Raw genomic sequence first — 11,546 nt, 5'->3', positions numbered from 1 at the left:
CCCGCGCGCGGGACGCAGCGAGCCACCGGCGCCAGCGGCCCCGCCCGCAAAACCGGCCGCGGAAAAGACCAGCTTTGAAAATCTCGAAGACGAGATGGCCTCGCTGCTCGGCCGTCCGAAGCCGTCTTCGTGAGGCTGCCGGCCCTCCCGCGTAGAGTTCTTTTTCTTTCTGTCCTGGTCGGCGCGGCTTCGCTCGCGAGCCTTGCGCATGCGCAGGACATCAGCATCAATCTCGGCGGGGGTGCGGGTGGCGGCGGGGTCACCGAGCGCGCGATCCAACTCATCGCCCTGCTCACGATCCTGTCGATCGCGCCGTCGATCCTGATCATGATGACGTCGTTCACGCGCATCGTGGTCGTGCTGTCGCTGCTGCGCACCGCGATGGGCACGGCGACCGCGCCGCCGAACTCGGTGATCATCGCGCTCGCGATGTTCCTCACCTTCTTCGTGATGGGGCCGGTCCTGCAGAAATCCTACGACGAGGGCATCCGCCCGCTCGTCGCCAACCAGGTCAGTGTCGAGGATGCACTCCAGCGTGCCTCGGTACCCTTGCGCGGCTTCATGCAGAAGAACGTGCGCGAGAAGGATCTCAAGCTGTTCCTGGATCTCTCCGGCGAACAGCCGCCGGCCACGCCCGACGATCTCGCACTTCGCATCCTCGTCCCCGCCTTCATGATCTCCGAGCTGAAGCGCGCCTTCGAGATCGGCTTCCTGCTGTTCCTCCCCTTCCTGATCATCGACCTCGTCGTCGCTTCCGTGCTGATGTCGATGGGCATGATGATGCTGCCCCCGGCAACGATCTCGCTGCCGTTCAAGCTGATCTTCTTCGTCCTGGTCGACGGCTGGTCGCTGGTGGCGGGGAGCCTGGTGCAGAGCTACGGGGGGTGAGGCCGATGCATCCGCAGTCATGCCCCGCGAAGGGGCATCCTCTCCGCTCCCAGCGATAGCCTCCGGCCCCTCCCCGTCATTGCGAGGAGCCCTTGCGACGAAGCAATCCAGGCTGCCGCGCGGAAAGATTCTGGATTGCTTCGCTGCGCTCGCAATGACGGAGAATGTGGAGCCGTCAGGGGCCGCGCTTCGCGCGGCAGCAGGGATGCTATCGCGTCATCTTGATCTGCCGCACGACCGGGATCGTGGGCAGCGAGCCGGTGTGATCGGACTCGTCCTTGGCCTGCGGCGCGCTAGGGCCACGGGCGGTGGCGTCGGGGAAGCGCTGCTTCATCTCGCGCAGGAAGCCGTCGAGCGTATCGACGCTGGCAGCCAGCTTGGCGATCTCGGCGAATTCAGCGCTGGAGGCCGCCGCCGGCTTGCTCGCGATGTCGAAGGCGAGACGGTCGGCGCTCTCGCTCATCAGCGGCGCGTATTTCTCGCGGAAGCGTGACAGGCCGATCGAATCGTCGGCGAGCGCGTAGCCGACTGCGGCGCGGATGATATCGCTCTTCTCGACCGCATTGAGCGGCTTGAAGTCGCGGAAGCGCTCGCCGTAATAGAGCTCGATCTGCTCGGCGGATTCGCGCCAGCGCCGCGCCGCCCAGAAGATGTCGGAGCGCAGGCGGAGCACTTCGCGCCCGGAGACGTTGGAAACGATGTCGAGCGCGAGATCGTGACGGCCGACGTCGCTCTGCGCCCGCCCTTCCAGGAGCAGGCGCTGCTGCCTGAGCTCCCCGGAGAGGTCGCTGATGCGGCTCGCGCGCAGCGCGGTGATCGCCATGTCGGGCTTGCGGTTGGCCAGATAGATCATGGCAAGGCGCGCGGCGACCTGGGCGCGGGCGGCGCCTTCGAGGCGGTGATCGACCTGGTATTGCAGGAGCTCGGCGGCCTGGTCGAGCAGATCGATCGAGGCGAGACGGTCGGCGAGACGGCGAATCAGCTCGTCGCCGCGACGGCCGATCGGCGTCAGCTCGCGGAACTCGTAGAACATCCCGAGCGCCTCGACCGGCGGCAGCTCGTCGCCCTTGGGCCCCAGGAAGATCTGCGTGAACAGATCGGAGGCGAGATCCTGCGCCTGGCGCGAGGCTTCTGCGTTCGGCTGCAGCTTCGTCGCGGTGCGCGCCGCCGTGAGCGCGTCCCGGTAGCGCCCGTTCTCGGTATAGAGCTGCGACAGCATCTGGAGCGTCTTGACCTCGATCGCATCGCCGCGCCAGGTCATCGACAGCGTCTCGAGCTCGCGCAGCGCCTCTTCCTTGCCGATCTCGTCGCGCTTCTGACGCAGCGCGACCTCGAGCTGCTTGGCCTCGGCCGCGGCCGGCCGGTCGCTTGAGGCGACCGCGAATTTGTAGTCGTCGAGCGCATCCTTGTCGTGGCCGAGCGCCTCGGCGAGCCGGCCGCGCAGCACGGCGAAGCCGGGCGCAGCCTCGGGCGAGACGCCGACCACCTCGAGCTCGCTGCGACGCTTGGAGGCGCCGGCATAGTCCTTCACCTCGAGGGAAGCGCGCATCGCGTCCATCGTCACGATGCGCTGGATGTCGAGCGGCAGCGAGGCGATGGCGAATTCGACGTTCTTGAATTTCTCGCGCGCGTCCGCCCATTTACCCTGGCGCGCATAGGCGAGCGCCTTCCAGAGCTGGGAATCGTGGCTGTTGCCGATCACGGGATTGGCGAGGTCCTTCAGGCCCTGCGCCGGCCGGCCGATCAGGATGTTCGCGATCGCATGCATGATCAGCGCGCCGCTCTCCTCCTTATTGAGGGGATCGCTCAGCATCACGTCCGTCACGGCCTTGGCTTCGTGATACATGGCACGCGACATGTAGAACTGCGCGAGGTCGAGCCGCGGCAGCGAACGCAGCGCGGGGTCGACCGCCGAGATCGCCGTCATCAGATCGCTCTGGCGCGTCCAGAAATTCTCCGACTGGCCCTTGCGCCAGCCTTCGGGGCTGAAGACCGGGCGCACCGCGGTCGGGGCGCGCTCGGCCGAGATGTCGACCGGCGACAGCGTCAGCCCGCCCTTCTTGCCGAGAATGACCTTGTCGGCGCCGACTTCGACGCCGACCTCGTCGGAGTTCGGCCGGATCGCGATGCCGTGCGCGGATTCCAGCAGCGAGAGATCGACGAGGTCCTGCCGCTTGATGAAGCCGCGCACCGGCCGCTGCGCGGTGACGACATAGAGCGTGTCGCCGGCATCGGGATCGGTAAGCTTGTGCAGAAGGCCCGGATTGGCGAAGGGGATCGCAATGTTGGCGAGCGCGGGATCGGTGATGTTGCGCGACATCATCAGCGGCAGCGGCGTCGCCTGGATCTTGTCGGCGAGCGTCAGCAGCCAGTTGGTCTCCTTGCCGACCTCCTCGCTCGTCAGCGAGTAGACCAGCGGACGGGTGAGGCGGATGCGAACCGCCTGCCCCTTGTCGAGCGGCACGGGACCAACCTCGCCGATCATCGCGCCGCCCTTGGTGCGGATCGCCTCGACGTCGATCGGCTTCGGTGTATCGAACACCAGCCAGACCGTGTCGCCGCGGCGGAACGCCGCCGCAGGCGTTGCGACCTGAAGCGGGAACGTCACGCGCAGGCCGTCGCTATCGCGGCGCGCATCGACGCTGGCGACACCGGACTGCGCCGGCGCCGGCGCAGGAGCAGTCTTGGGAGGTTCCTTGACGGCTTCCTTGACCGGCTCTTTCGCAGCTTCCTTCACGACCTCTTGCGGTGCTTCGGCAGGCGCGGGTCTGGCAGGGGCGGCTTCGGCAACGGCCGGCGCCGGCTTGGAGGCTTCCATGGGCGCTGCTGGAGCGTGCGCAGCCTCAGTCGCCGGCGCCGGCACCGGCTTCGGCGCTTCGACGGTCGGCATCGCGGCGGGCGCTTCCGGCTTCACCTCGGGCTTGACGTCGGGCTTCACCTCTATCCTGGCTTCGCGCGCGATTGTCTCGGATGTCGGCGCCGCGATCTCGCGATGAGCGTCCCTCGGCTTCTCGGCCGCCGGCTTTTCAGGCGCAGGCGCAGGTCCGTGACCTGCGGGCTTGACCTGCGCGATCGCCGCCTCGGGCGTCGCCGCCGCCCTGCCCCTGTCCGGCTGGAAGGCGATGTCGACGACGTAGTTCTTCTCGTCGCGGAACGAATGCACGTCGGAATCGCCGATCAGCGCGATCTCGACACTGGTCTGGTCGATGTCGGCCTTCTGCTTGATCGACGCGACGTTCGGCGGCGCGGCGACGACCGCGTCCGCCAGATCGAAATTGAGGTTGGCGTTGAACGCGAGCGTGAGCTTCTGCTCATTGAGCACGGAGGACACACCGACGCCGTCGGGCATCTCGAACACGAAGCGGACGAAGGTCGGCTGCACCGAGGCGCGGACGCGGATCTGCGGACGCTTCTTGGCCTCGGCGGCGGCGCGCTGCGCACGCAGCGCACGTTCGGCCACACGCGCGCGCTCGGCCAGTTCCTTGACCACGTCCATCGGCAGGCTCGGCGGCGGCCCCTTCCATCCCTCCGGCAAGAGGTCGATGAAGGTGCGCTCGCCGGCATTCATGGTGTTGACGGTGACCCGGCGCGCCAGCGACAGGCGAATGGCGCTGCCATCGGGATCGCGCCGGGCGGAATTGACATAGTCGGGCGCGCCTTCCGGAACGCGGTCGACGGGTACGTCGACGGGCCGGTCGAAACGGATGACGAGAATGGAGCCGGCCGTGGTCACCTCGGAGGGAACGTCCTCGCCGAGCTTGATAACGAGACGGGCAAAACCGCCACCGGCGGAAAAGCTCGCCTCGCCCCTGACGGGATCGGCCGCCCGGACAGGCGCAGCGAAGCCGATCAGCAGGCAGGCCGCAAGCACGGGCACCTTGCGGACATGACGCGACAATCCCGACGCCAAGGCGCGGGCTCGCGATACAAATCCAGCGGCAGCCTTTCGCGCCATTCGCGGCATTTCTTCCGGTCCGACAATCCATGCCGGCAATGGCGCCGGCCGGTGCCGTCGACTGTAGGTCTCGCCAATTAAGGACTTGTTAATGCTATATCTTGATTTGCTCTACGGGCAGCACGCGGTGACCGGATCGAGCGTGGGCTGGTCCGCCAGCTTCGGATTTGAGAAGCAGGCGGTTAAGGAGTTGTTAACACCTGCACAACAGCGCTGCCGCGATTGGTCAATCGTTCGACGGCACTCCATAGCGCGCAAAGTCCTCGCGGATTCCAGCGTCGATTCTTCTTGCCGCAGAAATATCGCTATCGCCGCCAGCTCTGTCGCCGAGCTTGAGTCTGGCAACTCCGCGGCCGTAGAGCGCACTCGCAAGCTTGGGCGCGAACCGCAGCGCTGAGTTGTAGTCATCGATAGCCGCAGAGAGTTGCCCCATTTTCAGATTTATCAGAGCTCGCGAATCGTATGTTGCGGCGTTGTTTGCTTCCGATCGAAGCGCCCTGTCGCAGTCGTCCAGCGCAGCCTGCAAAGCGCCGAGGACGGCTCGGGCCCAACAGCGTCCGCTCCACACCGCCTCCAGATTCGGATCAAGGCGAATTGCCTCGTCATAGTCCTGCGCCGCACGCTCGTACGCATTCCTCTTCAGGTAGGCTGCCGCACGGTTGGCAAAAGCAGCGCCATAGTTTGGGTTGAGCTTGAGCGCTTCCTCAAAAGCGCCAAGGGCCAGGTCGTGCGCGCCTTTCCTCAGATAAGCCACGCCGAGGTTGTTGAAGGCTTTGGCATAATTTGGGTTGAGCCTGGTCGCTTCGACGAAATCTTTGATCGCGCGTTCGTAGTCGGTTTTGGCGCTATAGGCATTGCCCCTGTTGTTGTGGGCGACAGCGAAGCCGTTCGCAGTTCCCTCGCCCGCATCGATAAACGCCGTGCAGCCATCGATCCGAGCTTCGGGCGACACGCGATCTGAGCCGTTACACAGTTCAACATTCTTGAGGGAGTTGCCCTTCTTCGGCTTCTGCGCCAAGGCCGACGAGCCGGACAGCACGACGATGAGAACGAGTATCACTGCCTTGATGACACTGGCTCTTGCGATCATTTTCACAGCAGGCGTCCAACTCCGAGAGCGAACGAAGCGCTAATCCCAGTCTTCTCTGCCCAGCTGCGTTGCGCCGGCATCACGGCGGCTTCAGGCCAAGCAAAGTTCTCAGCATCCCCGACAGATGATGAGCCTGCGGTTGCTGCTTCGATCGGGCTCCGGCGCGGCGGATGCCGACGACTTCTTCAGGAGCTTACTTTTGCCCTCTTCGATCAGGGTCGACAATTTGACCGACCCATCATCCGAAATCTCGATATGCGGCGTCGTGCCTCGAATCCCTAGCGTGGCGACGGGAGTCTCGACCTTCATGTCACCGGTATTGGCGACACTGCCAGCAACGAAAGTGAACGTTCCCCTGGCGAGATTGAACAGGGTCGCATTGGACTTCCCGTCCGGCTCATACACATAATGATCCAACACCATACGGGCGTTGCTCGATAGATTGAACGAGGTGCCGTCGGTAAAGTTGATGCCGATTCGGCCGTCGGCCCCGGTCCGCACCACGTCACCGAGATAGACGGGATCACCCGTGTTGGCCCGACCGGGCTCACCCGAGACATTCGCCTGAACAATCACTGCGCCCGCATGTTTGATCGTGACAGAGCCTGTGGCCGCCACCACCTTGCCAATGGGTTTGGATGATGAGTCAGCGACGGCGGGCTTGGCGGAATCGATTTGCGCTCGTGCCGCACCCGGCAAGAAACTGGCAAGCGCCAAAACGAAGCTGGTCACCAACGCGGCTGTCGTAGGTCTGCACATGATCCCCCCTTTCTGAGAAGGATCTGTCGCTATCGTTGGCCCATTTTTTGAACCGCGAAGCGCAGCACAATAAATATAATTGTTGTTTAATTCACTTGATCGTCTTAATTTATATCCAGCGGTACGGAAACGCCACACATTAAATACGTCTCGTTTGTCAATTTAATCACATTGGCGGGAGGGGGCACGGCGGAATGGCAGTACGCGTTGCTGTCCCCCGCGCAATGTGTCTCTCCCTAGAGCAGACTTGATTATTTCGGCGGGCAAGCCTTCGGGCTGCCAGCGTCTAGGATATTTTGTCCCTTGGCGAGGGCGCCCCGAGCAAGATCATGGCAGCACGCCGAGCCTGAATCGATCACCCAGGCGAGGTCGAGCCATGTCAGTTGCGTCCGGCATCGAGGTTGGTAACGGGGCCGCCATGGCCCTGCCCGTCCAGATCATCGGCCACATTCATACAGTGATCGGTTGCGGTACGCTCACGCGAGCAAGCGGCGTCGCCACACAGGCCGTAGCTGGTGCGCCCGTCTACCGGGCTGACGTGATCGAAACCGATGCCGACGGGCAGATCGCACTTCGCTTCATCGACGGTACTCTTTTCAACATCTCCTGCGGCACTCACGTCGCGCTGAGCGAATTCGTCTTCGAAGTCGAAGGCAGGTCACATACAGCCTTATTCGACGTGACCCGAGGGAGCTTCAGTTTCGTACTGGGCCGTCTGGCAGAAGCCGGGTCGCTCCGGCTGAATACGCCGATTGCAGGCATTCGCGCCCGCGGCCACGCGGGCGGTTTCGGGATGCTGACGCTTGCAGCCTTGACTTTCTCGGCCGCGCAAAATGCCGAGGCCGCGGACCCGGACGTCACAGTCCTGGATGACGATTCCATCACTTACAAGGACCTCTCGCACGGCGCATTTGACCTCGTGACCAAGGAGCCGATCCCACGACACATCATCGTCGAAGATCCCGGCGAGACAATCGTCCTCAAAAAGGTGGGATCCACCATCAGTGTCAACCAGGTCACGAACACTGCCGCTCGCATGGACGAGTTGCGCGCCGAGCAACAGGACGTGCTCGCCAATCTAACACAAGGACAAGGGCCGCATGGCTCGAGCACGCCTCCCTTTGTCAAATCCGTGCCGCTGCAGCCGATCAATTTCGTTCCGCCTGACGCGCCCGCGCTGCAGACTTTGCCGACTGTGTCGCCATTCGCCATTCCCGAGCCTCTGGGACGTCTACCACCGATGCTCAACACCGGAGCTGGGCCAACTGAACACGACACGGTGGTGTTCGACACATTCACTGCGACGACAGGAACTTTCGGTGCCAGTAGCACCAATGGCGGCGGCAAACTGACCTTCGGCGTCATCGGGGCGAGCGCCGGCAATACGGTCCTCGATGGAGTGACGTACGATCTGTCGAAGACAAGCCCCTACGGAATACTCTACGTCAACAGCACGAGCGGCGCCTATACGTTCGTGCCCGATAACGCCGCTATCAACGCCCTGAAGGCGCCTACGACCGACGGTTTCATTGTCACGGCCTCCGACGGATTCACCTCCACCAATCAGACCTTCACGATCACCATCAACGGTGTCAACGACGCCGCAATCATCTCCGGCACCACGACCGGCTCGACGATCGAGGCCGGCGGCATCGCCAATGGAACGCCCGGCACGCCGATTGCGACCGGCACCCTCACCGACACCGACGTCGACGATCCGCCTAACACGTTCACGACAGTGAGCTCGCCAACAACGAGCGCCGGTGGCTATGGCACCTTCACGATGACGGCGGCCGGCGTGTGGACCTACACCTTGGACAACGCCAACGTCGCTGTGCAGGCACTCAATGCCGGCGACACACTCACCGACAGCTTTACGGTGACCACGATCGGAGGCACCGCCCAGGTGGTGACGATCACCATCCACGGAGCCAGTGACTCGGCGGTCATCTCCGGCGCGACGACCGGCGCAGTGATCGAGGCTGGCGGCACCGCCAATGCAACCCCCGGCACGCCCACCGCGACCGGCACGCTCACCGACACCGATGTCGACACGACCGCAAATGCTTTCACGGCAGTCGGCTCGGCAACGGCAAGCTCAGCCGGTTACGGCACCTTCACCATGACGGCAGCGGGCGTCTGGACCTACACGCTCGACAACGCCAACGGTGCAGTGCAGGCCCTCAATGCCGGCGGCACGCTCACTGACAGTTTCACTGTCACAACACTCGACGGCACGCCGCAGGTGGTGACGATCACCATCCACGGCACCAATGACGCGGCCGTCATTTCCGGGACCACAGCCGGCTCGGTGACCGAGGCCGGAGGCGTTGCCAACGCGACACCCGGCGCGCCGAGCGCAACGGGCACGCTGGTTGCCGCTGACGTCGACAATGCGTCCAATACCTTCACAAGCGTGAGTTCGCCCAAGGCAAGCACGAGTGGTTATGGCACCTTTACAATAACCGCCGCCGGCGTGTGGACCTACACGCTCGACAACGCCAACGGCGCGGTGCAGGCGCTCAATGTCGGCGGCACGCTCACTGACAGTTTCACTGTCACAACACTCGACGGCACGCCGCAGGTGGTGACGATCATCATCAATGGCACCAACGACGCGGCCATCATTTCCGGCACGACGACCGGCTCAGTGACCGAGGCAGGAACTTTCTCGCCCGGTGCTCCCATCGCGACCGGCACGCTCACCGATACAGACGTCGACAACGCGCCGAACACTTTCACCGCGGTCTCTTCGCCTACTGCGAGCGACGACGGATACGGCACCTTCACCATGACGGCGGCCGGTGTATGGACCTACACACTCGACAACAACAATAGCGTGGTTCAGGCGCTCGATGTCGGCGACACGTTGACCGACACTTTCACGGTAACTGCCATCGATGGTACGACGCAGGCGGTGACCATCGCCATCCATGGCGCCAGTGACGCAGACCCCAACGATTTTGATAACCTGGCCACCGGATCCGTCGTGATCTCCGATCCCCCCAACGTGTATGGGACGCCGGGGAGCGAAACCATCGCGGGCGGCGGCGACACAGGTCAGATCATCTACGCGGGGGCCGGCAGTGATACCGTCAATGGCACCGGCAAAGCGGACGTTCTCTACGGCGGCTCCGGCAATGACACGATCAAAGGCAACGATGGCGATGACGTCATCTACGGGGGCTCGGGCAACGATACAATCAACGGCAACAACGGCAGCGACACCATAACCGGCGGATTTGGTGCGGACCAACTCACCGGCAGCAATGGGAACGACCGCTTCGCTTATTTGTTCGTAGCCGATTCCAATGCAAGCCAGTTCGACACCATCACCGACTTCGCCTCGGGGGCCGACAAGATCGACTTGACCGCTCTTGGCGCGCTTGGGTTCGTCATCTTGGCCTTGAGCTCGACCAGCACGGCCGTGCCGGCACATACGATCGCCTGGCTCTACGACAGCGCGGCGAATGAAACCATCGTGTACGTCAATCCAACGGACCAGACCCTGCACATCGGCGATTCCGGTCTGCTCGAAGTCCATTTGCAGGGGATTGCAACCATCGACGCGTCGGATTTCATCCTGGCGCCGCCGGCGGCACCTGTGATCGCGGCTGCCAACGAACTTCTCGACCTCACCGCAACCGCGCAGAGTGACGCCACCGCCGTGATGATGACCACCTCCGATGTCTTGTCCGATTCCTGGAGCGGCGACGGCACACTCCCCGCCGATGGGAGTTCCACAATCCAGTCAAGCGAGGCGACCTATAGCCTGAATTGGAGCTGGGACCAGATCGAAGGGACCGAATATTCCCGCCTCTCCAGTTCAGACGACGTGCAAACGCTCGCGACCGAAACGCCCCGCAGTGACGCGCTAGCTCCCTCAGTCAGCGGACCGTCTACGATCTTGCAGCACATGGCCGTACCGACGGAGGTCAGCTTTGTCTTCAGCCACTTGGCGGCGCCCGACGCGACGGCTGGCAAGAATGGCGCGATTTCCGGAAGCGGCCAGATGCCTGACAGCGCGATCGCCGCACTGAATTTTGCCCACAACGCCGCCGAACTGCACGCCGGGCGCGGGCTTGCGCTGGGGAGCGATGCTGGGAACCACGGCGTCTCGCTCCCGGGAAACGCCGCCCAGGCGGCTGGTCATCCCAGCGATGACACGGCAAAGACGACGCTCAACCCCGGCCTTCTGAAGTCATCGACGGCTGGCCCCAACCATTCGCCCTCAAGCGAGACAGCCGAGCAGCACGACCCGCCCCATGGAGCGTCCGGGCTCAAGCCTGCCAATCCGCAGCAGCTCGGCGACTCGTTCCCGTTCAAGGATGACGCTTCGCAGGGTTCACAGCACGGCGCAGTGCTGGATCATCTCTCAGACCTCGCCGATCATCACGACCACGCTGCAGCATTCTACGGGTCCGAGCCGGCGTCCATGCCTGAAACATCCCCGCCGGATGTTGATCCAGCTTACGGAACAGGTACAGTTCAAGGCCATGTGTTGCACGATCTGATCGTGTGACGCCCGCAAGCCGGTGGCGTCTTCAGTGTCGATTGCCGGCTCCATCCAGCGCGGAGGAGCTCTCTTGACCGAGAGAAGATTCATTATCGTTGCCGTCGTCGCCCTCGGGCGGCGTTGCATGCTGATGGCTTAGCGCGGATGTCCAGGCGGACGTCATCGCCGCTATGAGGAGCCGGTTGACGGCCTCGATTACGCGTTCTGCTGCGGACGAGTAGTTCATGGCCTCCTCCTCCCGCGCTGCTGATTGCGAATGGCCGAAGCCTACGACGACGCCTTGGGTGCCACTGTCCGCCATTTCACACCTGCGCGCGTCAACTCATCGCAGTCTCAGA

General features: G+C 63.7%; 6 protein-coding genes and 1 pseudogene. 3 read left to right on the top strand and 4 right to left on the bottom strand.

The genetic code is table 11. From position 1 onward, the window contains the following. Window positions 1-133 (top strand): annotated as a pseudogene (locus CWO91_RS44820) (flagellar biosynthetic protein FliO); the annotation flags it as partial. Then, complete coding sequence (fliP, locus tag CWO91_RS39155) at window positions 130-888, top strand: flagellar type III secretion system pore protein FliP (protein ID WP_091897994.1); 759 nt, start codon at window positions 130-132, stop codon at window positions 886-888. The pseudogene CWO91_RS44820 and the gene fliP, both read left to right, overlap by 4 nt. Window positions 889-1,096: 208 nt before the next feature. Here the strand turns inward: fliP and CWO91_RS39150 are convergent, their stop codons facing one another. From CWO91_RS39150 to CWO91_RS39140, 3 genes are all read right to left on the bottom strand, one after another. Next, entirely contained in the window at window positions 1,097-4,843 is a 3,747-nt protein-coding gene (locus CWO91_RS39150) for a tetratricopeptide repeat protein (RefSeq protein ID WP_165406023.1), read from the bottom strand. Between the two features lie 226 nt (window positions 4,844-5,069). Continuing rightward, complete coding sequence (locus CWO91_RS39145; RefSeq protein WP_165406024.1) at window positions 5,070-5,933, bottom strand: tetratricopeptide repeat protein; 864 nt, start codon at window positions 5,931-5,933, stop codon at window positions 5,070-5,072. 108 nt (window positions 5,934-6,041) lie between these two features. Further along, a complete protein-coding gene (locus CWO91_RS39140) occupies window positions 6,042-6,665 on the bottom strand; it encodes a FecR family protein (RefSeq protein ID WP_349643613.1) in 624 nt (207 codons plus the stop codon). A 403-nt stretch (window positions 6,666-7,068) separates the two neighbouring features. On the opposite strand from CWO91_RS39140, the gene CWO91_RS39135 reads away from it, so the two are divergent. Then, window positions 7,069-11,214 carry a VCBS domain-containing protein gene (locus CWO91_RS39135; RefSeq protein ID WP_245471519.1) on the top strand — a complete coding sequence of 1,382 codons (4,146 nt, stop codon included), beginning with the start codon at window positions 7,069-7,071 and terminating at the stop codon, window positions 11,212-11,214. Between the two features lie 22 nt (window positions 11,215-11,236). Here the strand turns inward: CWO91_RS39135 and CWO91_RS39130 are convergent, their stop codons facing one another. Further along, window positions 11,237-11,434, bottom strand: coding sequence for a hypothetical protein (locus tag CWO91_RS39130; RefSeq protein WP_130220712.1), 198 nt, complete (start codon window positions 11,432-11,434; stop codon window positions 11,237-11,239). Window positions 11,435-11,546: the final 112 nt, after the last annotated feature.

The organism is Bradyrhizobium genosp. SA-3, from assembly GCF_004212635.1.
In the GTDB taxonomy this organism is placed as follows: domain Bacteria; phylum Pseudomonadota; class Alphaproteobacteria; order Rhizobiales; family Xanthobacteraceae; genus Bradyrhizobium.
The sequence above is the reverse complement of the archived record's forward strand: the minus strand, read 5'-3'. Positions and strand labels throughout refer to the sequence as shown.